We start from the raw sequence: 21,966 nt of genomic DNA, 5'->3' as shown, positions 1-21,966 counted from the left end.
CGCCAGCGGCGCGCCGGACACCCCGGCCGCGCCGGCCACGCGCGACACATTCGCCGCGCCCGCGGCCAGGCCCTGACCTGGCCGTTCAGCTGCCCGCGGGCCGCTTCATCCGGCACATCGACGGCATGCTCAGGTCCGGTCCCGGGGTCATGCTGTCGAAGCGAAAGCCGTACTGGGTGCCCTCCACGCCAACCTTGACCGTCTTGCCGTCCACCGGCGCGATGGTGGACACCACCTGGGGCAGCAGCAACTGGTGATCGCTCTTGCGCATCATCACTTCGCCGACCGCAGAGCGATACTGCATGCCTTCCAGCGCCAGCGCGATGCTGGCCGCTTCGTCGGACTGCGCGCGGCGCATCGCTTCGGTGAGCATCTGCACGGCGATCAGCACGCGCGGCGCGAAATACTCGCCGGCGGAGGTTTGCCGCACGCGCGCGGCAAGCGCGTTGAGCGCGGGGTCGTCGCCGTTGGGCAAGTATTCAGCCACCCAGGTCAGGTGTGCGTTCTTCGCCTGTGCCACCGCCGTGACCGTGCCCGGCGCGCCGCCGCCGCTGTGGTTGATGTAGTTCAGCTCATAGCCGGCGTCGCCGGCCGCCTTGACCAGCAGGCTCAGGTCCTGGCCCCAGTTGCCCGTGATCACGGTGTCGGCGCCGCTGGCCTTGATCATGCTGACATAGGGCGAGAAGTCCTTGACCCTGGCCATCGGGTGCAGCGCCTCGCCGACGAACTCCACGTCGGGCCGGACATTCGAGATCATCTGCCGGCCCAGTGCCGCCCACACGCGGCCCTGCGTGTAGTCCTGGTTCAGCAGGAAGACCTTGTGCATGGACTTGTCGCCGCGCGCGAAATTGGCCAGCGCGCGCATCTTCATGGCCGTGTTCGCCTCGGTGGAGAACAGCCAGAAACTGCAGCGCATGCCGGTCAGGTCGGGATCGAGCGAGGCGTAGTTGATGATCAGGACCCGCTGGCCGGGGTTGCGCTCGTTGTGGCGGTTGGCGGCTTCGGCCAGGGCGCTCACCACCGGCGAGCCCGAGGCGCCGGTGAAGATGATGCGTGCGCCGGCATCGATGGCGGCTTGCAGCGCGGTCAGGCTGGCTTGCGGAGACAGCTTGTTGTCAAAGGTGAGCAACTCGTAGTTGCGCCCCAGCGCGCCGCCCTGGGCATTGGCGTCGTCGAGCGCGAACTTCAGGTTGGCCAGGAAGATCTCGCCGACATTGGCCAGCGGGCCGGAGAGCTGGTCGATGAACGCGACCTTGATGGGTCCCGTGCCGGCCGCCGGCGCCTGCCGGACGTCCGGCTGCGCTGCCTGGGCATGTGCCTGCAGCGGCAGCGCGCCGGCCAGTGCGAATGCCGCCAACGCGGCCACGCGCCGCGCGATCCTGGCGGCTGCGCCGGCCAGGCGCATCAAATCATGAAGCATTGCCGATCCCCTCTCCCATTGCTTACCAGCGATATTACCGCTGCTCACCAGGTATCGATGAAACGGCGTGCCGGCGCCGCCTCCGCGCCGCGTACGGCCGGCACCGAAGCCAGGCCGCGCAGCAGCCACTGGCGCGTATCGGCGGGGTCGATCACCGCGTCGATTTCCAGGTGGCTCGCCATGTTGAGCGCGCGCCCGCGCTGGTACGCCGCATCCACCATGCGTGCGAACAGGGCTTCGCGCTCGGCCGGATCGGCCACCGCCTCCAGCTCCTTGCGAAAGCCCAGCCGGATCGACCCTTCGATTCCCATCGCGCCGAACTCGCCGCTGGGCCAGGCGGCGGTGAAGAACGGCGCGGCGAAGCTGCCGCCCGCCATGGCCTGCGCGCCCAGGCCGTAGCCCTTGCGCAGCACCACCGTGAAAAACGGCACGCGCAACGCGCCGGCCGTCACGAACAGGCGCGACACGTGGCGCACGGTGGCGGTCTTCTCGGCCTCCGGGCCCACCATGAAGCCGGGCGTATCGCACAGCGAGACGATGGGCAGGCCGTGCGCGTCGCACAGCTGCATGAAGCGGGCGGCCTTGTCGGCGGCCGCCGCATCGATGGCGCCGCCAAGGTGGCGCGGGTTGTTGGCGATGCAGCCGAAGGCCCGTCCTTCGATGCGGATCAGCGCGGTGATCATGCCGGTACCGAAGGCGGCGCGCAGCTCCAGCACCGAACCCTGGTCCGCAAGGGTTGCCAGCACGTGGCGCATGTCGTAGCTGCGCAGCCGGTTCTCGGGGATCGCGTGGCGCAGCGCGCGCGCGTCGCCCGCCTCCCACGCCGCCAGGTCGCCCTGGAAGTAGGACAGGTAGCGCTGCGCGGCTGCCACCGCGGCCGGCTCGTCGTCGACCAGGACATCGATCACGCCGTTGGGCGCCTGCACGCTGACCGGCCCGACCTCCTCCGGCGCGAACACGCCCAGGCCGCCGCCCTCGATCATGGCCGGGCCGCCCATGCCAATGGTGGCGTCGCGGGTGGCGATGATGACATCGGCGCAGCCGAGCAGCGCGGCGTTGCCGGCAAAGCAGCGGCCGGAGACGATGCCCACCAGCGGCACCTGGCCGGACAGCCGCGCGAACTGGATGAACGAGGTGCAGTCCAGCCCGGCCACCACCGGCATGTCGGTGTCGCCGGGGCGGCCGCCGCCGCCTTCGGCGAACAGCACCACCGGCAGCTGCCACTGGCGGGCCAGCCCCAGCATGCGGTCCAGCTTCTTGTGGCCGTAGAAGCCCTGCGTGCCGGCCAGCACCGTGTAGTCGTAGGCCAGCACCATGCAGCGGGCGTCCCCGGCTGGGACGTGCGCGGCATTGACGGTGCCGATGCCGGTGACGATGCCGTCGGCCGGCGTGGCGCGTTCCAGGTCTGCCACGCTGCGGCGCTGCCGCTGCGCGGCGATGGCCAGCGCGCCGTACTCGATGAAGGAGCCTTCGTCGCACAGCTGCGCGATATTCTCGCGCGCGGTGCGTGCGCCGCGGGCATGGCGCCTGGCCACTGCTTCGGGGCGCGCGGCATCGAGCGTCAGCGCCTGGCGCGCCAGCGCGTCGCGCAGGTCGGCGCGGATGTGGCCGGGGTCCAGCGCGGCGTCGGCTTCGTGCGCATGGTCTGCGCCCGCGTCGGCCGCCAGCACGATCACCGGCGCGCCGGCGCGCAGCACGTCGCCGGGCGCGGCCAGCACGCGCAGCACCTGGCCGGCCACCGGCGCCTCGAGCGGGTGCTCCATCTTCATCGCCTCGATGATGGCCAGCGTCTGGCCCCGCCGCACGATGTCGCCGGGCTGCACCTGCAGCGCGGCCAGGGCGCCGTCCATGGGTGCGCTGACGCGTTCGGCATCCTCGGGCAGGTCGTCGGGCAGGTCGTCGGGCGGTACGCTGTGCGCGGCCGGCGCGCCGCCGGCGTCGCCGAGCGCATGCAGCGCGGGATGGGTATCGCCGCCGGCCAGGGCCTGGACCGCCATGGCCGGGAGCGCGGCGTCGAGGTACTGGGTGTGGATGGCATTGCGGCGCACGTCGTCGCGCTGCAGCAGGTCCTGCAGCAGGCGGCGGTTGGTGTCGATGCCCTCGATGCGGAATTCGCACAAGGCACGGTAGGCCTGCGCCAGCGCGCGTTCGTAGTTGCCGCCGGGCTCGTGCACGATCAGCTTGGCCAGCAGCGAGTCGAAGCGCGGATTGACGCGCATGCCGGCGTGGCCGGCGCCATCCACCCGCACGCCCGGACCGCTGGGCGGCTCGTAGGCGCTGATGCGGCCGCTGGCGGGGCGCAGCTGGCCCCGCGCGTCGAGATGCTCGGCATTGATGCGCAGCTGCACGGCGATGCCGCGCGGCGCCGGGGGCCGGTCCAGCCCGAGCTGGGCCAGGCTCTGCCCGGCGGCGATGCCCAGCTGCACCTGGACCAGGTCCACGCCAGTGACCATTTCGGTGACGGTGTGCTCCACCTGCAGGCGCGGGTTGGCTTCCATGAACCAGAATTCGCCATGCTCGCCGAGCAGGAATTCGAAGGTGCCGATGCCGCGGTAGGCACTGGCGCGCGCGAGCGTGATCGCGGCCTGCGCCAGGCGCGCGCGCATGGCATCGTCCAGCGAGGGGCTGGGCGCCACCTCCAGCAGTTTCTGGTGGCGCCGCTGCAGGCTGCACTCGCGCTCGCCCAGCGCGATCACGCCGCCGGCCGCATCGGCCACCACCTGGATCTCGATATGGCGGGGCGCGTCCACGATGCGCTCCACATAGACCGCGCCATTGCCGAAGGCGGCCGTGGCTTCGGAGACGCAGCGGGCATAGGCTTGGCCGATCTCCTGCGCGGCGTGCACCGCGCGCATGCCGCGCCCGCCACCGCCCGCCAGCGCCTTGATCATCATGCCGGGCCGGGCGTCCTGCGCCTGCAGCGTGGCGAAGAACGCGTGCGCTGCCTCCTGCGTGGTCGGCCCCGTGGTGCCCGGCACGACCGGCACGCCGCATTCGCGGGCCAGCGCGCGTGCGCGTGCCTTGTCGCCAAACAGGCGCAGCACGTCCGGCGCCGGGCCCGTGAAGGCCAGGCCGGCATCCAGGCAGGCCTGGGCAAACTCCGCGTTCTCCGAGAGCAAGCCGTAGCCCGGATGGACCAGGTCGCAGTCGCTGCGGCGCGCGGCGGCCACCACCTGCCCGATATCGAGATAGGCGCGCGGGCCCGTGCCGGCCAGTGCGACTGCCTCGTCGGCCTTGCGCACATGGAGGGCGTCGCGGTCGTCCTCGCTGAACAGGGCCACGCTCTGCAGGCCGGCGCTGGCAGCCGCGCGCGCGATGCGGATGGCGATTTCGCCGCGATTGGCGATCAGTAGCTTGCGGAACGTCATGATGCGAAGGACCAGTTCGGGGGCGGGGAAGACGGGATGGGCATGGCAGTGTCAGCCGGGTTGCTCGAGCAACGGTGCCAGGTCCTGCTTGCGCACCTTGCCCGTGGCGGTGAGGGGCAGGGCGTCGACGATGCGTACCAGCGGCACCTTGTACACAGCCATATTGCTGCGGCACCACTGCACCAGCGCGGCTGCGTCGACGGTGCCGGCGGCTTCCGGCTTGAGCATGACGAAGGCGACCGGCAGCTGGCCACGGTCCTCGTCGGCGCGCCCCACCACGGCGGCGCCGAGGATGGCCGGGTGCTGGCCGAGCAGCGCCTCGATCTCGGCGGGGAACACGCTCATGCCATTGACCTTGAGCATCTCCTTGCGCCGGCCCAGGTAATGCAGGTAGCCGTGCGCGTCGATCAGGCCGATGTCGCCGGTGTGGAGCCAGCCGTTGCGCAGCGATTCGCGCGTGGCCCCGGGTTTGTTCCAGTATCCCTTGAGCAGGGTCGGCGTGCGCACGCACAGCTCGCCCTCGGCGCCGAGCGGCAGCAGCTCGCCGCTATCGAAGTCGCAGACCTTGAACTCGGTCCCGGGCACGGGCAGGCCGACGAAGATGGGCTGGGCGCGCAGGTCCAGGTCATCGTCCTGCATGCCATGGGTGAAGGTGTTGCAGGTCTGCGTCTCCGTCATGCCCCAGGCGCTTTCCGCAATGACCGAGCCGGTCAGCGCGTGCCAGGCGCGGCGGTAGGGCAGGTTGAGCTTCTTGACGAAGGAGGACACGCCCACATGGCGCAGCGAGCGCAGCTGGTATTGCGCCACGCGCGGGTGTTCCATCACCTCCACCGCGTTGTCGACCAGCATCGATGCGTTGGTGACGCGATAGCGCTGCACCGCCGCCATGAAGGTTTCGGGATCCCAGCGCGCCAGCAGCACCAGGGGGATGCCGAAGAAGGCGGGGAAGATCAGGCAGAGGTTTTCGCCGGCGATCCAGAATTCCGGGAAGAAGCCGAGCATCACAGTGTCGTCGGCGATCTCCAGCGAAACCGCGCCGAAGGCGGCCGCCATGTCCACCATATCGCCTTGCGTATGGATGCAGCCCTTGGGCAGGCCGGTGGTGCCGCCGGTGTAGTTGAGCGCGGCCGGCGCGTCGAGCGCGACCGGCGTGGTGGGCGCCGGATGCGTGCAGGCCGCCATCGCGGACAGCAAGGCGATGGCCCGGTCGCCGGGCTCGCACGGGCAGGGCGGCGCCTGCGCCATCGGCGGCAGCGGCAGCGTGGGCTCGGCCGGCAGCACTTCAGCGAAGCTGGTCGTGAACAGCAGCGAGAGCGGATCGTCCGCGCCCAGGGCCTCGCGCGTTTCGCGCACCAGCGGCACCAGCTGGTCGAGCGCGACCAGGGCGCTCGGCGTGCTGTCCGCGAGTGCGTGCCGCAGTTCGGCGTGCTGCGAGAGCGGGCTGACCGGCACGTAGACCGCGCCGAGCTTGAGGATGCCGAAGAAGACGACGTGGAACTGCGGGCAATTCGGCAGCAGCACCGCCACGCGGTCGCCGGCGCCGATGCCGTGCGAGGCCAGCAGCGCCGCGCAGCGGTCGCTTTGCGCGTCGAGTTCGGCGTAGCTGGTTTCGTGGCCGTAGAAGAGCACCGCCGGATGGCCGGGCCGCGTGCGGCCCCAGTGCCGCAGCATCTCCGTGAGCGGCCGCCGTCCCAGCGGGTACTGCGGGGCGCGCGGCAGGCGGGCGGGCCAGGCGCGCTGCCAGCGCGCGTGCAGGTCTGCCAGGTACGCGGTTTCGTCCATCGGCGGTGTCTCCTTATTGGGGCGCCAGGCCGGCCGGTCCTGGCGAAATCTACTCTTTGGTATATTTATGTACCCTTGGGTATGATGCTATTGGCATTGCCATCGTGCGTCAAGCGCGTACGCCAGCCGCGTACTCCCGTCGCGCGCGGCCGCGCCGGCCTTGTCCAAACCGATCGCGGGCCTTCCCGCCCGGCCCGCCATGCGAGAATCGCATCATGCCGACTGCACAGAAAACCGCTCCCGCCGAAGCCGTGCCGGACATCGCTCCGGACGCCATGCCCGCGCGCTCGCATATCGCCGAGCGCCAGGAGGCGCGCCGCCGCCAGATCCTCGATGCCGCCGCCCAGTTGTTCTATACCAAGGGCTACCCCGGCATGACCATGAACGACCTGTGCCGCGCGCTGGGCGTGACCAAGCCGGCGGTCTATTACTACTTCACAGACAAGTACGAAATCTTCGACATCCTGTGCCGCGAGTCGGCGCAGACCTGCCTGCCGGTCATCCGCGAGACCGCCGACCCCGCCCTGCCGGTGCGCGAGCGCCTGCGCGCATGCCTGCTGGAAATGGCGCGTCGCTGCATCGACTGCCATGTGCCCGCCACGCTGAGCTTTCGCGACAACCAGTACCTGCGCCCCGAAACGGTGGCGTGGCTGGGCAGCATGGCGCGCGCCTTCTACCGCGACCTCTATGCACTGCTGGAGGAGGGCAAGCGCGACGGCGTCTTCCACTACGGCGATGCGCGCGTGACCGCGCACGCGATCGGCAGCGTGGTCGGCTTCATGTACACCTGGCACGAGCCCGGGCGCATGAAGCCGCGGGCGCTGGCCGAGGAACTGGCCACCAATATGATGAAGATGGTCCTGCCGGTAAAAGCGTGACTAGGGAATTCCCGCGAGTGGCCCTGAACTGTGCGCTAGACTTCACGTCTTATGGTGTGCTACTTCCAGAGGACTTCATCTAACGTGTTGTCTTAACAGGGTCGCGCGTTTAGCATCTGTCGAAAATCGAACGACCATTCAGAAAACCAGGAGACGGTGCATGGAAAGAATTTGGCTGAAGAACTACCCGGCTGGCGTGCCTGCCGAGATCGATAGCAGCCAGTTCCGCTCGCTGGCCGCACTGCTGGAGGAGTCTTTCCGTACCTACGCCGGTCGCCGCGCCTTCGTCTGCATGGACAAGGCGATCACCTACGGCGACGTCGACCGTCTCTCGCGGCAGTTCGCCGCCTGGCTGCAGTCGCGCGGGCTCAAGCCCGGCGCGCGCGTGGCCATCATGATGCCGAACGTGCTGCAATACCCCGTGGTGCTGGCCGCGGTGCTGCGCGCCGGCTTCGTGGTGGTCAACGTCAATCCGCTCTACACGCCGCGCGAGCTCGAGCACCAGCTCAAGGACAGCGGCGCAGAGGCCATCGTCATCCTGGAGAACTTCGCCACCACGCTGGAGCAGGTGCTGCCCGCCACGCCGGTCAAGCATGTGGTGGTGGCCAGCATGGGCGACATGCTGGGAGGAGTGAAGGGCGCCATCGTCAATTTCGTGGTGCGCAACGTCAAGAAGATGGTGCCGGCCTGGGAGCTGCCCAACTGCGTGCGCTTCAACACCGTGCTGGAAGAGGGGAGCCGCATGCAGTTGCTGCCCGCCACCACCGGCCCCGACGACATCGCCTTCCTGCAGTACACCGGCGGCACCACCGGCATTTCCAAGGGCGCCGTGCTGCTGCACCGGAACATCGTTTCCAATGTGCTGCAGTCCGAGGCCTGGATGCAGCCGGCGCTGGCCAAGGGCGCGCCGATCGACCAGGTGGTGACCATCACCGCGCTGCCGCTGTATCACATCTTCGCGCTGACGGTCTGCTGCCTGCTGGGCATGCGCAGCGGCGGCCTGAGCGTGCTGATCCCCAATCCGCGCGACATCCCCGGCTTCATCAAGGAGCTGCAGAAGTACAAGTTCAATATGTTCCCGGCGGTCAACACGCTGTACAACGCCCTGATCAACAACCCGGAGATCGACAAGGTCGATTTCTCCGGCCTGCGGGTGGCCAACGGCGGCGGCATGGCGGTGCAGGAGGCGGTGGCCAAGAAATGGCTGGCCCGGACCGGCTGCCCGATCATCGAAGGCTACGGCCTGTCCGAGACGTCGCCCTCGGCGACCTGCAACCCGACCGACACCGACGCCTTCTCCGGCACCATCGGCCTGCCGCTGCCGTCGACCGACATTGCCATCCGCGACGACGACGGCCGCGACGTGCCGCTCGGCCAGGCCGGCGAGATCTGTCTGCGCGGCCCGCAGGTCATGGCAGGCTACTGGAACCGCCCCGACGAGACCGCCAAGGTCATGACGCCGGACGGCTTCTTCAAGACCGGCGACATCGGCGTGATGGACGCGCGCGGCTATACCAAGATCGTCGACCGCAAGAAGGACATGATCCTGGTGTCCGGTTTCAATGTGTACCCGAACGAGATCGAAGGCGTGGTCGCCGAGTGCCCGGGCGTGCTGGAAGTGGCCGCCGTGGGCGTGCCCGACGAGCACTCCGGCGAAGTGGTCAAGCTGTTCGTGGTCAGGAAGGATCCGGCGCTCACCGAAGCCGAGCTGATCTCTTTCTGCAAGGAGCGGCTGACCGGCTACAAGCGGCCCAAGTACGTGGAGTTCCGCGGCGAGCTGCCCAAGACCAATGTGGGCAAGATCCTGCGCCGCGAGCTGCGCGACAGCCGCCAGGCGGCGTAAGCCAGGCACAGCAACGCGCAACGGCCTCCCGCAGGGGAGGCCGTTGCGCGTTTGGGGGCGCAGGCCCGGGACGCGGGCTGCGCCCGCGCTCAGCATTCGGACGAAGGCACCATCCGCGGGACCGGCGTGCCGTCGGGATAGATCAGGCGCACGCACGCGCCAGGATCGAGCCCCGGTGCGGCCGGGCCGTTGACGGTGTCGACCGTGCCATCCTCGGTCGTTACCTTGTACTGGTAAAGGTCGACCTGCTGCCTCGGCTGCGGGTGGAAGAGCTGGTTCAGGTTGACCGCGACGCCGACGCTGGCGGCGCCACCGTTCCAGCCCCCGCCATTCGCCGCCGCCACGCTCACGGACGAATCGAAGGCGCCGGGGCCCGGGGCGTCCATGGTGCCCACCGCGGTCTTGGCGCTGATATGCCCCAGCTTGATGGTGTAGGCGAGCGCCTCGATCTTCGGCTGCGCGGGCGTGCCCTGGCAGGCGGCCACCAGCAGCAACGGCATCAGGCATGCCGCCAGCGGCACGCAAAGGCGGCGCGCTTGCGGCCCGCAGCGCGGCGTGCTCATGCGCTTGCCAGCCCGGTCTTGAGGCGGCCCAGCAGGCGGAACAGGGCGCGCCGGTCGGCCTGCGGCAGGCCGCCGAACAACTGCTCGATCCAGTCTTCGTGCGCACGCGCCATCTTGGAGAACGCCGCGCGCCCGGCCGGCGTGAGGCGGATCAGGTAGGCCCGGCGGTCGCTCGGCAACGCCTCGCGCGATACCAGGCCTTCTTGCTGGAGCTGGTCTGTGATGCCGGTGACATTGCCGCCGGTGACCATCATGCGGCGCGACAGCTCGCCCATCTTGAGGCCTTCGGGGTGGCGGTCCAGTTGCGCCATCAGGTCGAAGCGCGGCAGCGTGCAGGCGAAATCCTGCCGCAGCCGCGAACGGATATCGGCCTCCACCAGGTTGGTGCAGGTCAGCAGCCGCAGCCACAGGCGCAGGCCATCGTGGCTGGCATCGTCGGCTCGGGTTTCGAGATCGACCGGCGGCTCATCGGCGCCGGCCTTGACGGCGATCTCGGCGGCAGTAGTGGTGGGCATCGCGGCAGGCAGGTTGTTTGATGCCTCAAGTATATGCGCTCGCGCGCCGGGCGGGTCCGGACTGAGGGTTCAGTCCACCTTGGCGCCCGAGTCCTTGACGACCTTGGCCCACTTTGTGTGCTCGGCGCGGATGAATGCCGCGAACTGCTCCGGCGTATTGCCGACCGGGTCCGCACCCTGCGCCTGAAGTTTGTCGCGCACGGCCGGCGTGGCCAGCGAGCGCGCCACTTCCTGCTGGATGCGCGCGACGATCTCGTGCGGCGTGCCGGCCGGCGCCAGCAGGCCGAACCAGGAGCTGGCTTCGTAGCCCGGCAGCTTGGCCGCTTCGGCCACGGTGGGCACGCCGGGCAGCGCCGGCGACGGCCTGGCACTCGTCACCGCCAGCGCCTTGAGCTTGCCGGCCTTGATCAGCGACATCGACGACGGCAGGTTGTCGAACATGAGCTGCATGGTGCCGCCGGCCAGGTCGGTCAGCGCCGGGCCGCTGCCCTTGTACGGGAAATGCACCATGAAGGTTTTCGTCTGCGTCTTGAACAGCTCGCCGGCGAGGTGGATGGAGGTGCCATTGCCGCTCGATGCCATGTTGAGCTTGCCGGGATTGGCGCGCGCGTAAGCGATCAGGTCAGGGACGCTGTTGATGCGGTTCTGCTGCGCGAAGGCCGGGTTGACCACCAGCACATTGGGGACCGATGCCACCTCGGTGATCGGCGCGAAATCCTTGATCGGGTCGAACGGCAGCTTGCCGTACAGGGACTGGTTGATGCCGTGCGTGCCCACCGTGCCCATCAGCAGCGTGTAGCCGTCGGGCGCGGCCTTGGCGACGATGTCCGCGCCGATATTGCCGCCGGCGCCGGGGCGGTTGTCCACCACCACGTTCCAGCCTTGCAGCTTGGACAGTTCGGCCGCCACCGCGCGCGCCAGGATGTCCGTGGTGCCGCCGGCCGAGAACGGCACCACGAGGCGGATCGGCTTGTTGGGATAAGGGTCGGCGGCATGCGCGGGCGCGACGCCGGCAAGCAGCGCAAGGCATGCGCTGGCGGCGCTGGCAAGCAGCATATGGGTCGCGCGGCGGCGGGGGCGGTGCATGGTGTCTCCTGGTTGGTCGGGCTGCGGCCGCGCGGTGGCTGCCGAAGGCTTGTGCATTCTAGTGCCCGCCGGCGGAGGTGCCGATGAGGTGATGCCCTAGTCCGCCGCCATGAAAAAAGGCACCCGAAGGTGCCTTTGCAAAAGCCGCGTGGATGCGTTTAGAACTTGTGGCGGATGCCCAGGCCCACGCCCACCATGGTGGTCTTGCCGTTGCCCGGGAAGTAGCCGTTGGCAAAGCTGATGGCCGAGGTGTCGAAGTTCAGGCCGGCATTCTTCGAGAATGCGGTCGTCAGGTAGACGTCCGTGCGCTTGGACAGGTTGTAGTCGGCGATGAAGGAGACCTGCCACGGGTTCTTCACGTTGACGCCGGCGAGGTTCTTCACGTCGTCGTAGTTGTACTGCAGCGTCAGGCCCAGGGCCGGCAGGACCTGGTAGTTGGCGCCGATCCAGTAGTAGTCGTCGCGCAGGACCGTGGCGCCGGTCGGTGCCTTGGACTGACCCCAGCGATAACCGCCCATGATCTTGGCCGGGCCGAAGGCGTAGCTGCCGGCCACCGCGGCCTTCTTGAACGTGCCGGTGTTGCCAGTCGCGTCCAGGGTCGGGTTGTACTGGTCGTAGGCGATGGTCGCGCCGAACGGGCCGGCGGCATAGGCCACGCCGGCACCGTAGCCGGAGTCACGGCGGAATTGCCCCGGCACTTCGCCGCCACCGGCCACGCCGTTGCCGAAGGTCCAGTGCGCGATCGCGGTCACCGGGCCGAACACGCCCGTGTACTTGGCGGTGTTGTCCGAGCGGAAGTTCAGGCCGAGCTGGGCCACCACCGGTTCATACTGGGTTGCGTAGCCGCTGGGCGAGAAGTTGGCCAGCAGGTCGAACAGGGTGGTGTACTGGCGGCCGAAGGTGAAGCGGCCGACCTGGGCGCTTTCGATACCCACGTAAGCCTGGCGACCGAACAGGCGGCTGCCTTGCTGCGACTTGCCGTCATCGAGGCCGAAACCGCTTTCGAGCACGAACAGCGCCTTCAGGCCACCGCCCAGGTCTTCCACGCCGCGCAGACCCCAGCGCGAGCCGGACAGGCCGCCGGACGTCAGGCGGTATGCGTTGTCGCCCGGGCCGGCATTGAAGCCATTGGCAGCCGTAGGCACTTGCGTACCCAGGTGGCTGACGTATTCGAGGTTCATGTCGACAACGCCGTACAGTGTCACGCTCGACTGGGCCTGCGCCGCGCCAGCAAGAAGGCCAAGGGCCGCCAACGCGAAAAGCGATTTTTTCATGCTCGATGATCTCCACGTAAGAATTATTGGTGTGGTCAGCGGAGAAACCTCCTGAGTCTCCATTCGCCCGCTTACCCAACTTCGTCAGAAGTTGCCAAGTACTGTAACAAACCACCTCCGTTTCACAATCGGGTTCGCTGCCCTTGTCAGCTTTTCACAACTCAGGGTTTTGGAGTATCGGATCCGCGACAGGCGAGGCACCTGCAGGCCCAGGCGCGGCGCGGCCTGCAGGGCGGTCACGGTACAATGCGGGAAATCCCGAGGGTGAATCCACGCAGGTCCGGACCTTGTGCCGGCAGCGTCGAAGGACACGCCCGGAAGCCATCACGAGTGCATGCATCCATGGATAACTTGATTCGCGAATTCGATGTGGCCCTGCGCGCGATCGCGGGCGTGACCCGGGCCAGCCGGGACAATCCCGCGGCGGGCCTGGCGCCGGAAGGCGACCCGCTCGACGAGAAAGAGCGCCGCCACGTGGCCGGGCTCATGCGCATCAACCATGTCGGCGAGGTTTGCGCGCAGGCTCTCTACCAGGCGCAGAAGCTGACCGCCCGGACCCCGCAGGTGCGCGCGCAGATGGACGAGGCCGCGCGCGAGGAAGAAGACCACCTCGGCTGGTGCGCCGAGCGCCTGCGCGAACTGGGCTCGCGCACCAGCCTGCTCAACCCGCTCTGGTACGCCGGCGCGTTCGCCATCGGCTGGGCCGCCGGCCGCGCGGGCGACCGCGTCAGCCTCGGCTTTGTGTCCGAGACCGAGAACCAGGTCGAGCAGCACCTCAATGGCCATCTCGGGCAGATCCCTCCCGCCGACCTGCGCTCGCGCGCGATCCTGGAGCAGATGCGCGACGACGAAGCGCGCCACGGCGCCGCCGCCCGGGATGCCGGCGGCATGCCGCTGCCTGCGCCGGTGCGCGCGATGATGCGGGCCGCGTCCCGCGTCATGACCACGGCCGCCTACCGCATCTGACCGGCCGGCAGGGCGAGAGGCGCCCGGCGATGTCGCCCGCCCCCGGCGTCGGGCCCCCGCTTACGCAGGGTAGACGACAAAACGTTGTATCCTTCCATCGGTCCCGCGAGGCTGATTTTCGTGCTGCAGGCAGTTCCTTCCCCGGTTGTTCTCAGGTGGTTTCTCTGCTTTCCTCCATAAGATCTTCATTTCATTAGGGATTCACTTTTTCGGTGCGTGAAGAGTGCGTGCTAAGTCATTGTTCTGATTAAAAAAACCCGGTTTGTTGCCTTGCGGCGAGCCTTGACCCGCCAAATCGCTTCCTCTAAAGTGGGAAATAGTGTGAGGAAGTGTATTTTTGTGTGAAAAAGCGGGCTGGCCGTGGGATCATCCCCCAAACGTCGGCTTTACGGGGTTTACACGCCAGCCGGCGTAGATCGGTTGGCGCGGATCGGGAGCAAGCTTGTTTCAGGGCGCATCGGCGCTGTCACTGGATGCCAAGGGCCGGATGTCCATCCCGGCGCGGCACCGTGAAGCGCTGCAACAGCAGGCCGAGGGCCGGGTAACGCTGACAAAGCACCCGGACGGCTGCCTGCTGCTGTTTCCACGCCCTGAATGGGAAAACTTCCGTGCCCGCATCGCTGCCTTGCCGATGGACGCGCACTGGTGGAAGCGCATCTTCCTGGGCAACGCGGCGGATGTCGACATGGACGGCGCGGGCCGGGTGCTGATCGCGCCCGAGCTGCGTGGCGCCGCCCTGCTCGACAAGGAAGTCATGCTGCTTGGAATGGGCAGCCATTTCGAAGTCTGGGATGCCGCAACCTACGCCGCCAAGGAACAGCAGGCGATGGCGCAGGGCATGCCGGATGCATTGAAGAACTTCTCTTTCTGACGAGGTCATGAGCTCAACCCAATCGCCGGGGACCACCGCCCTGCGCCATCGCACCGTGTTGCTGGACGAGGCTGTCGAAGCCCTGGTCTGGCGGCCGGATGGCGTCTATGTGGACGGCACCTTCGGCAGAGGGGGGCACAGCCGGGCAATACTGGCCCGGCTGGGGCCGGCCGGGGCACTGGTGGCCTTCGACAAGGATCCGGCAGCAATCGCAGAGGCGGGCACCATCGAGGATGCCCGCTTCTCCATTGAGCACACCAGCTTCGCCGACATGGCCGAGCGGCTGGCGGGCCGCGGCAAGGTGACCGGGATATTGCTCGACCTGGGGATCAGCTCGCCCCAGATCGACGACGCGCAGCGGGGGTTCTCCTTCCGCTTCGAGGGACCGCTGGACATGCGCATGGACACCACGCGCGGCATCACCGCCGCGCAGTGGCTGGCGCAGGCGGAAGAGCACGACATCGCGAGGGTGATACGGGACTATGGGGAAGAACGGTTTGCTGTACAGATTGCAAAGGCGGTTGTTGCTCGCAGGAGCGAACCCGGCCATGGCGGACCGCTCACCACTACTGCCGAGCTTGCCGCGCTCGTGGCGAAAGCCGTCAAAACACGCGAGAAGGGTCAGGACCCTGCGACCCGCACCTTTCAGGCTCTACGGATTCACGTCAATCAAGAGCTTGCGGACCTCGAAAGCGGGCTGAGCGCGGCGTACGACTTGCTGCAGACCGGGGGGCGGCTGGTGGTGATCAGCTTTCATTCGCTCGAGGACCGCATCGTCAAGCGGTTCATGCAGGCACACGCCCGTCCGCAGCAGGATGCCGATCCGGCCCTGCGCCGCGCGCCGCTGCGCGCTGACCAGTTGCCGCAGCCCACGCTGAAGCTGCTTGGCCGGGTCAAGCCGGGCGCCGAGGAAATCGCCGCCAACCCGCGCGCGCGCTCCGCCGTGATGCGCGTGGCCGAGAAGCTGCCGGCGAGCGCGCCCGCACAGGCTGGCCGCGCATGAACCGCCTGACCTTCTTCCTGCTCGCCGCGTTGATGCTGTGCGCGCTCTCGCTGGTGAGCGCGCAGCACCAGGCGCGCACGCTGTTCGTCGCCTTCGAGCGCGCCCAGGCGGAAGAAAAGCAGCTCGACATCGACTGGTCGCGCCTGCAGTACCAGCAAAGCGCGCTCGGCAAGAGCGCGCGCATTGCCGATGCGGCCCGCGCCCAGCTCAAGATGACGCCGGTCCTTCCCGGCAGGACCCAATACCTGGCCGGCGTGGTGCTCGAGCCTCAGCCGGCCGCAACCGCGGCCGCGACGGCGGCCTCGGCGCCCGAGGGGAGCAAGCCATGACCATCGCCCGGCCTTCGCAGCACGCCCAGCGCGGCCAGCCCCGCGGCAATGCCTCGCGTCCGCGCAGCGGCCAGTTCGCGGCCAGCCCCGTGCTCGGCCTGCGCTTGCCGATGTGGCGCTCGAAGATGGTGGTGTTCATGATGTTCGCCGCCTTCGTCGCGCTGGCTGCGCGCGCGCTGTGGATCCAGGGGCCGGGCAACCAGTTCTACGAAGCCGAAGGCAAGAAGCGCTTCCAGCGCACGCTGGAGCTGCCCGCCACGCGCGGCAAGGTCCTCGACCGCAACGGCCTGGTGCTGGCCACCAGCCTGCCGGTCAAGGCCATCTGGGCGGTCCCCGAAGACGTGCCCGACGAGATCGACGCGGACAAGATCCGCCAGCTGGGCAAGCTGCTCGACATGAGCGACAAGGAACTGCGCCGCAAGTTTACGGAAGACAAGAGCTTCGTCTACCTGAAGCGCCAGGTGCTGCCCGATGCCGCGGACAAGATCGCCGAACTCAAGATCGACGGCATCCACCAGACCCGCGAGTACAAGCGCTTCTACCCAGAAGGCGAGGCGATGGCGCACATCGTCGGCTTCACCAACGTGGAGGACCGCGGCCAGGAAGGCGTGGAGCTCGCGCGCGAGCCCGTGCTGGCCGGCAGGTCCGGCGCGCGCCAGGTGATCAAGGACCGCCTTGGACGCGTGGTGGAGGACGTCGGCATCCTCAAGACGCCGCGCGATGGCGAGGACCAGCAGCTCTCCATCGACGCCAAGATCCAGTACCTGGCCTTCAACGAGGTCAAGGCCATCGTCGAGCGCAGCAAGGCCAAGGCGGCCAGCGCGGTGGTGCTCGACGCGCAGACCGGCGAGGTGCTGGCGCTGGCCAACTGGCCGACCTACAACCCCAACGACCGCACCCGCCTGTCCGGCGAGCAGCTGCGCAACCGCGTGCTGACCGATACCTTCGAGCCGGGGTCGATGATGAAGCCGATCACGATCGGGCTGGCCCTGCAGCTCAAGCGGGTGACGCCGTCGACGGTATTCGCCACCACCGGCAAGTTCAACTATGAAGGCGCCACCATCAGCGACACCCACAACTACGGGGCGCTGACCGTGGCCGGCATCATCCAGAAATCCAGCAACATCGGCACGACCAAGATCTCGATGCTGCTCAAGCCGCAGGAGATGTGGGACATGTTTACCAGCGTGGGCCTGGGCCAGGCGCCCAAGCTCGGCTTTCCCGGCGCGGTCGCCGGCCGGGTGCGTCCGTTCAAGAGCTGGAGGCCGATCGAACAGGCCACCATGTCCTACGGCTACGGCCTGTCGGTGTCGCTGTTCCAGATGGCGCACGCCTATACGGTGTTCGCCCATGACGGCGAGCTGATCCCGGTCACCATGTTCCGCAACAACGGCCCGGTCACCGGCGAACGCGTGCTGTCTCCCGAAGTGGCCCGCCAGGTGCGTGGCATGCTCGAGACCGTGACCGCGCCCGGCGGCACCGCGCCCGAGGCCCAGGTGATGGGCTACCGGGTCGGCGGCAAGACCGGCACCGCCTACAAGCACGTCGGCCGCGGCTACGACCGCAGCAAGTACCGCGCCTCGTTCATCGGCCTGGCGCCGATGTCCAACCCGCGCATCATCGTGGCCGTGAGCGTGGACGAGCCCACCTCGGGCAGCCACTATGGCGGCGCCGTCGCGGGTCCGGCATTCGCCGCCATCACCGGCGGCACGCTGCGGGCGCTCAATGTGCAGCCCGATTCGCCGATCCGCCAGCTGGTGGTGAGCGACAAGGTCCAGGAAAGCGAGCCGTGGAGCGCGACACAATGAGCCGGCAACTGCTTCCCCTCGAAATCGCCGCCCAGGCTGCCGATGCGCTGGCCTGGCTGCGCCGGCACGCGCCGGCCGGCGCCAGGCTCACGGGTGACACGCGCCGGCTGACCCAGGGCGATGTCTTCTTCGCCTACGTGCTGGGCAACCAGCGCCTGTCGACCGACGCGCGCCCGCATATCGCCCAGGCCATCGCGCGCGGCGCCAGCGCCGTGATCTGCGAGGCCGACGGCTTCGACTGGCCGCATGGCGAGGCGGTGCCGCACCTGGCCGTGTCCGGCCTGCACCAGCTTGCGGGCCCGATCGCGGCCGGCTGGTACGGCAATGACACGCGCGACCTGGCCGTGACCGGCATCACCGGCACCAATGGCAAGACCTCGTGCGCGCAATGGCTGGCGCGGCTGCTGCAGGCAACGGGCAAGCCCTGCGCCACCATCGGCACGCTCGGCACCGGCTTTCCGGACGCGCTGGTCGCCACCGGCTTCACCACGCCCGACGCGGTGCAGCTGCAGGACAGCCTGGCCGGACTGCACGGCGCCGGCGCGCGCGCGGTGGCGATGGAAGTGTCGTCGCACGGCCTCGAGCAGGGCCGCGTGGCCGGCACGCACTTCGCCGTGGCGGTGCTGACCAACCTGACGCAAGACCACCTGGACTACCACGGCACCATGGCCGAGTACGAGGCAGCCAAGGCGCTGCTGTTCCAGTGGCCGGGCCTGCGCGCCGCCGTGATCAATCGCGACGATGCCATGGGCGCCCGCCTGCTGGCCGGCCAGCAGGCCGCCACGCAGGTGATCGAGTACGGCGTCGACGGCCCCGCGGCGGCAACACGCAAGGGCGGCCAGTGGCTGCGCGCCAGCGGCGTGCGCGCCACCGCCGCCGGCACCGCCTTCCATGTGGACGGCAGCTTCGGCAGCGCCGACATCGCCACGGCGATGATCGGCGGCTTCAACGTCAGCAACCTGCTCGCCGTGCTCGGCGCGGCCCTCGCCAACGGCATCGCATGGCAAGCCGCCGTCGATGCGCTGCGCGGGCTCAGGCCGGTCGACGGCCGCATGGAATTGTTCGGCGGTGGCCAGGACGGCCCGCTGGCCGTGGTCGACTACGCCCATACGCCCGACGCGCTGGAAAAGACCCTGGCGGCGCTGCGCCCGGTGGCGCAGGCCCGCGGCGGCCGGCTGTGGTGCGTGTTCGGCTGCGGCGGCGACCGCGATCCGATCAAGCGCCCGCTGATGGGCGCGGTGGCCGAGCGCCTGGCCGACGATGTCGTGCTGACCAGCGACAACCCGCGCAGCGAGGACCCGCTGGATATCCTGGACGCCATCGCCGACGGCATGGATGACCGCGGCCGCGCCCACCTGATCGAAGACCGCGCCGCCGCCATCCTCTACGCCATCAGGCACGCCGCCGCGGCGGACGTGGTGCTGGTGGCCGGCAAGGGACACGAGGCCACCCAGGAAGTGCACGGCCGCAAGCGGCCGTTCTCCGATCGCGAGCATGTCCGGCTGACGCTGGGTACGCGCGGGGTGTCGGCATGAACCAGAACATGATGACCAATCTGCAGCAAGCCGCCGGCTGGATCGCCGGCGCGCGCGTTTGCGGCCCCGCCGATGCGGGCGCGCGCAGCTTTTCGCGCGTGCTGACCGACAGCCGCACGGTCCAGCCCGGCGACCTGTTCGTCGCGCTCAGGGGCGAGCGTTTCGATGCCCACGATTTCCTGGCCGATGTGGCCGCGCGCGGTGCCGCCGCGGTGCTGGTGGAGCGCGAGCCCGACGCGGCCCTTGGCCTGCCGGCCATCGTGGTGCCCGACACGCGCCTGGCGCTGGGCGAGCTGGCCGCGGGCTGGCGCCGCCGCTTCGGCCTGCCCGCCGTGGCCGTGACCGGCAGCAACGGCAAGACCACGGTCAAGGAAATGATCGCCGCGATCTTCGCGGCGGCGGTAGGGGAGGGCGCCCGCTTGGCCACCGGCGGCAACCTGAACAACGACATCGGCCTGCCGCTGACGGTGCTGCGCCTGTGCGCGGCGCACCGGCTGGCCGTGCTCGAGCTGGGCATGAATCATCCCGGCGAGACTGTCTACCTGGCCAGCATCGCCCAGCCCACCGTGTCCGTGGTGACCAATGCCCAGCGCGAGCACCAGGAATTCATGGTGAGCGTTGAGGCCGTGGCGCACGAACATGCGGCGGCCATCGCGGCGCTGCCCGCCGACGGCGCGGCGGTATTCCCGCTCGACGCCGAGGGCGGCGGCGCGCATGCCGGCGTCTGGCGCCAGGCGGCCGGCACGCGGCGCGTGCTGTCGTTCGGCCTCGACGCGAACGCCGATGTCCGCGCCGACGTGCGCCTGGACGACGGCGTGCAGGTGATGCAGGTCAGCGCGCCGGGCGGTGCCTTCGAGGTCCGCCTGTCGGTGCTGGGCACGCATAACGTACGCAACGCGCTGGCGGCGATCGCCTGCGCGCTGGCGGCCGGTGTCAGCCATGAGGCGATCCAGGCCGGCCTGGGCGGGTTTGCGGCGGTCAAGGGCCGCCTGCAGGTCAAGCACAGCACCGGCGGCACGCTGGTGATCGACGATACCTACAACGCCAATCCGGATTCCGTGCGCGCCGCCATCGACGTGCTGGCCGGGTTTGCCGCGCCGCGCCTGCTGGTGCTGGGCGACATGGGCGAAGTGGGCGACCAGGGCCCGGCCTTCCACGCGGAGATCGGCGCCTACGCCGCCACGCGCGGCATCGAGGCCTTGTGGGGTACCGGCGCCGCCATGACCGACGCAGTGCGTGCCTTCGGCGCGCAGGGCGGCGGCCAGGCACGGTATTTCGACAGCGCCGAAGCGCTGGCGGACACGCTGGCGCAAGACAAGGATGGCACCGTGGCCAGGGCGGGCGCGGTATTGGTGAAGGGGTCGCGTTTCATGCGCATGGAACGGATGGTGGATGCGCTGGTCGCAGACACGTCCGCGCGTAAAGCGTGACCGATGGTTAGCAAGGCTTGACCAGGCGGTTTCAAGCTGTCTCAGACAATCTCAAGCAATCGTAAGTCCCGGCGCCGCCGGGCGGTTGTCGAAAGGAATACGGAACACGATGTTATTGGCTCTGGCCCAGTGGCTGCAAAACGACTACAGCTTCCTGCGGGTCTTCAACTACCTGACCTTCCGCGCGGTGATGGCCAACCTCACCGCGCTGTTGATCGGCCTCGGCCTCGGCCCGTGGGTGATCCGCAAGCTGACCGAGCTGAAGATCGGCCAGGCGGTGCGCACCATCGGTCCGCAGTCGCACCTGGTCAAGGCCGGCACGCCCACCATGGGCGGCGTGCTGGTACTGGTGTCGATCGCCATTTCGACGCTGCTGTGGTGCGACTGGGGCAACCGCTTTATCTGGGTGGTGATGCTGGTGACCTTCGGCTACGGCGCGATCGGCTGGGTGGACGACTACCGCAAGGTGGTCTATCGCGACCCGCGCGGCATGTCGAGCCGCGAAAAGTTTTTCTGGCAGACCCTGATCGGCCTGGTGGCCGCGGTCTACCTGGCGTTCTCGGTGTCGGAAAGCAGCAATGTGCGGGTGTGGGACCTGTTCCTGGGCTGGGTCGAAGGCGGCCTGTCGCTGGACATGCCCTACAAGTCCAACCTGATTGTGCCGTTCTTCAAGGAAGTGAGCTATCCGCTGGGCGTGGCCGGCTTCATCGTGCTGACCTACCTGGTGATCGTGGGTTCGAGCAATGCCGTGAACCTGACCGACGGCCTGGACGGGCTGGTGATCATGCCGGTGGTGCTGGTCGGCAGCGGGCTGGGTATCTTCGCCTACGTCATGGGCAGTTCGGTCTACAGCAAGTACCTGCTGTTCCCGCATATTCCCGGGGCGGGCGAGTTGCTGATCTTCTGTTCGGCGCTGGCGGGGGCGGGCCTGGCCTTCCTCTGGTTCAACGCCCACCCTGCCCAGGTCTTCATGGGCGACGTGGGCGCGCTGGCTCTGGGCGGCGCGCTCGGCACGGTGGCCGTGATCGTGCGTCAGGAGATCGTGCTGTTCGTGATGGGCGGCATCTTCGTGGTGGAAACGCTCTCGGTGATGCTGCAGGTCACGTGGTTCAAGATCACCAAGCGGCGCTACGGCGAGGGCCGGCGGCTGTTCAAGATGGCGCCGCTGCATCACCACTTTGAATTGTCGGGCTGGAAAGAGACGCAGGTGACGGTGCGCTTCTGGATCATCACCATGCTGCTCGTGCTGATCGGGCTGTCGTCGCTGAAGCTGCGCTGACGCGGCGGCTTTATCC

The 21,966-nt window shown here is 68.7% G+C and carries 17 protein-coding genes; 10 read left to right on the top strand and 7 right to left on the bottom strand.

Translation table 11 applies throughout. The features are described from left to right. Positions 1–85: 85 nt before the first annotated feature. Genes AC1DK4_RS22270 through AC1DK4_RS22260 form a run of 3 tightly spaced genes read right to left on the bottom strand, consistent with a single transcriptional unit; the run spans position 86 to position 6,570 of the window. Positions 86–1,420, bottom strand: a complete 1,335-nt coding sequence (locus AC1DK4_RS22270) for a branched-chain amino acid ABC transporter substrate-binding protein (protein WP_441617909.1) — start codon at positions 1,418–1,420, stop codon at positions 86–88. Positions 1,421–1,464: 44 nt separating this feature from the next. Further along, the gene (locus AC1DK4_RS22265; RefSeq protein ID WP_441617907.1) at positions 1,465–4,788 is read right to left on the bottom strand and encodes a carboxyl transferase domain-containing protein; all 3,324 of its coding nucleotides are present in this window, start codon (positions 4,786–4,788) and stop codon (positions 1,465–1,467) included. A 51-nt stretch (positions 4,789–4,839) separates the two neighbouring features. Continuing rightward, positions 4,840–6,570, bottom strand: coding sequence for an AMP-binding protein (locus tag AC1DK4_RS22260; RefSeq protein WP_441617905.1), 1,731 nt, complete (start codon positions 6,568–6,570; stop codon positions 4,840–4,842). A gap of 215 nt (positions 6,571–6,785) precedes the next feature. On the opposite strand from AC1DK4_RS22260, the gene AC1DK4_RS22255 reads away from it, so the two are divergent. Beyond that, positions 6,786–7,448, top strand: a complete 663-nt coding sequence (locus tag AC1DK4_RS22255; RefSeq protein WP_441617903.1) for a TetR/AcrR family transcriptional regulator — start codon at positions 6,786–6,788, stop codon at positions 7,446–7,448. Between the two features lie 160 nt (positions 7,449–7,608). Further along, complete coding sequence (locus AC1DK4_RS22250) at positions 7,609–9,291, top strand: long-chain fatty acid--CoA ligase (RefSeq protein WP_441617901.1); 1,683 nt, start codon at positions 7,609–7,611, stop codon at positions 9,289–9,291. An 89-nt stretch (positions 9,292–9,380) separates the two neighbouring features. On the opposite strand, the gene AC1DK4_RS22245 is transcribed toward AC1DK4_RS22250, so the two are convergent. From AC1DK4_RS22245 to AC1DK4_RS22230, 4 genes are all read right to left on the bottom strand, one after another. Beyond that, positions 9,381–9,854: a hypothetical protein gene (locus AC1DK4_RS22245; RefSeq protein WP_441617899.1), complete on the bottom strand. Its 474-nt coding sequence runs from the start codon at positions 9,852–9,854 to the stop codon at positions 9,381–9,383. Then, entirely contained in the window at positions 9,851–10,369 is a 519-nt protein-coding gene (locus AC1DK4_RS22240) for a MarR family winged helix-turn-helix transcriptional regulator (protein ID WP_441617897.1), read from the bottom strand. Before AC1DK4_RS22240 ends, AC1DK4_RS22245 begins: the two co-directional genes overlap by 4 nt. A gap of 69 nt (positions 10,370–10,438) precedes the next feature. Continuing rightward, a complete protein-coding gene (locus AC1DK4_RS22235; protein ID WP_441617895.1) occupies positions 10,439–11,455 on the bottom strand; it encodes a Bug family tripartite tricarboxylate transporter substrate binding protein in 1,017 nt (338 codons plus the stop codon). A gap of 158 nt (positions 11,456–11,613) precedes the next feature. Then, a complete protein-coding gene (locus tag AC1DK4_RS22230; protein ID WP_441617893.1) occupies positions 11,614–12,729 on the bottom strand; it encodes a porin in 1,116 nt (371 codons plus the stop codon). Between the two features lie 342 nt (positions 12,730–13,071). Here AC1DK4_RS22230 and coq7 point away from each other — a divergent pair, with 342 nt between their 5' ends. The 8 genes from coq7 (at position 13,072) to mraY (ending at position 21,950) form a co-directional block, all read left to right on the top strand. After that, positions 13,072–13,695 carry a 2-polyprenyl-3-methyl-6-methoxy-1,4-benzoquinone monooxygenase gene (coq7, locus tag AC1DK4_RS22225; RefSeq protein ID WP_441617891.1) on the top strand — a complete coding sequence of 208 codons (624 nt, stop codon included), beginning with the start codon at positions 13,072–13,074 and terminating at the stop codon, positions 13,693–13,695. A gap of 442 nt (positions 13,696–14,137) precedes the next feature. Then, positions 14,138–14,566 (top strand): division/cell wall cluster transcriptional repressor MraZ, encoded by a 429-nt coding sequence (gene mraZ / locus AC1DK4_RS22220; protein ID WP_441617889.1) that lies wholly within the window; start codon positions 14,138–14,140, stop codon positions 14,564–14,566. A 7-nt stretch (positions 14,567–14,573) separates the two neighbouring features. Next, the gene (gene rsmH / locus AC1DK4_RS22215; protein ID WP_441617887.1) at positions 14,574–15,569 is read left to right on the top strand and encodes a 16S rRNA (cytosine(1402)-N(4))-methyltransferase RsmH; all 996 of its coding nucleotides are present in this window, start codon (positions 14,574–14,576) and stop codon (positions 15,567–15,569) included. Further along, positions 15,566–15,898 (top strand): cell division protein FtsL, encoded by a 333-nt coding sequence (ftsL, locus tag AC1DK4_RS22210; protein WP_441617885.1) that lies wholly within the window; start codon positions 15,566–15,568, stop codon positions 15,896–15,898. Before rsmH ends, ftsL begins: the two co-directional genes overlap by 4 nt. Continuing rightward, entirely contained in the window at positions 15,895–17,706 is a 1,812-nt protein-coding gene (locus AC1DK4_RS22205) for a peptidoglycan D,D-transpeptidase FtsI family protein (protein ID WP_441617883.1), read from the top strand. Before ftsL ends, AC1DK4_RS22205 begins: the two co-directional genes overlap by 4 nt. Then, entirely contained in the window at positions 17,703–19,241 is a 1,539-nt protein-coding gene (locus AC1DK4_RS22200; RefSeq protein ID WP_441617927.1) for a UDP-N-acetylmuramoyl-L-alanyl-D-glutamate--2,6-diaminopimelate ligase, read from the top strand. Before AC1DK4_RS22205 ends, AC1DK4_RS22200 begins: the two co-directional genes overlap by 4 nt. Beyond that, entirely contained in the window at positions 19,238–20,671 is a 1,434-nt protein-coding gene (locus AC1DK4_RS22195; RefSeq protein WP_441617881.1) for a UDP-N-acetylmuramoyl-tripeptide--D-alanyl-D-alanine ligase, read from the top strand. The genes AC1DK4_RS22200 and AC1DK4_RS22195 overlap by 4 nt, the downstream gene beginning before the upstream one ends. Before the next feature lie 109 nt (positions 20,672–20,780). Then, the gene (gene mraY / locus AC1DK4_RS22190) at positions 20,781–21,950 is read left to right on the top strand and encodes a phospho-N-acetylmuramoyl-pentapeptide-transferase (protein ID WP_441617879.1); all 1,170 of its coding nucleotides are present in this window, start codon (positions 20,781–20,783) and stop codon (positions 21,948–21,950) included. Positions 21,951–21,966 lie beyond the last annotated feature (16 nt).

It is taken from the genome of Cupriavidus sp. 05N38 (assembly GCF_056397345.1).
This window is presented reverse-complemented; position numbering and strand designations above follow the sequence as displayed.

What these genes read in the sequence shown, in the direction of transcription:
- rsmH (WP_441617887.1), top strand. Translation starts at nt 14,574, where the DNA reads ATGAGCTCAACCCAATCGCCGGGGACCACCGCCCTGCGCCATCGCACC.
- AC1DK4_RS22205 (WP_441617883.1), top strand. Translation starts at nt 15,895, where the DNA reads ATGACCATCGCCCGGCCTTCGCAGCACGCCCAGCGCGGCCAGCCCCGC.
- AC1DK4_RS22255 (WP_441617903.1), top strand. Translation starts at nt 6,786, where the DNA reads ATGCCGACTGCACAGAAAACCGCTCCCGCCGAAGCCGTGCCGGACATC.
- AC1DK4_RS22260 (WP_441617905.1), bottom strand. Translation starts at nt 6,570, where the DNA reads ATGGACGAAACCGCGTACCTGGCAGACCTGCACGCGCGCTGGCAGCGC.
- coq7 (WP_441617891.1), top strand. Translation starts at nt 13,072, where the DNA reads ATGGATAACTTGATTCGCGAATTCGATGTGGCCCTGCGCGCGATCGCG.
- AC1DK4_RS22200 (WP_441617927.1), top strand. Translation starts at nt 17,703, where the DNA reads ATGAGCCGGCAACTGCTTCCCCTCGAAATCGCCGCCCAGGCTGCCGAT.
- mraY (WP_441617879.1), top strand. Translation starts at nt 20,781, where the DNA reads ATGTTATTGGCTCTGGCCCAGTGGCTGCAAAACGACTACAGCTTCCTG.
- AC1DK4_RS22270 (WP_441617909.1), bottom strand. Translation starts at nt 1,420, where the DNA reads ATGCTTCATGATTTGATGCGCCTGGCCGGCGCAGCCGCCAGGATCGCG.
- AC1DK4_RS22240 (WP_441617897.1), bottom strand. Translation starts at nt 10,369, where the DNA reads ATGCCCACCACTACTGCCGCCGAGATCGCCGTCAAGGCCGGCGCCGAT.
- AC1DK4_RS22245 (WP_441617899.1), bottom strand. Translation starts at nt 9,854, where the DNA reads ATGAGCACGCCGCGCTGCGGGCCGCAAGCGCGCCGCCTTTGCGTGCCG.
- AC1DK4_RS22235 (WP_441617895.1), bottom strand. Translation starts at nt 11,455, where the DNA reads ATGCACCGCCCCCGCCGCCGCGCGACCCATATGCTGCTTGCCAGCGCC.
- AC1DK4_RS22195 (WP_441617881.1), top strand. Translation starts at nt 19,238, where the DNA reads ATGAACCAGAACATGATGACCAATCTGCAGCAAGCCGCCGGCTGGATC.
- ftsL (WP_441617885.1), top strand. Translation starts at nt 15,566, where the DNA reads ATGAACCGCCTGACCTTCTTCCTGCTCGCCGCGTTGATGCTGTGCGCG.
- AC1DK4_RS22230 (WP_441617893.1), bottom strand. Translation starts at nt 12,729, where the DNA reads ATGAAAAAATCGCTTTTCGCGTTGGCGGCCCTTGGCCTTCTTGCTGGC.
- AC1DK4_RS22250 (WP_441617901.1), top strand. Translation starts at nt 7,609, where the DNA reads ATGGAAAGAATTTGGCTGAAGAACTACCCGGCTGGCGTGCCTGCCGAG.
- AC1DK4_RS22265 (WP_441617907.1), bottom strand. Translation starts at nt 4,788, where the DNA reads ATGACGTTCCGCAAGCTACTGATCGCCAATCGCGGCGAAATCGCCATC.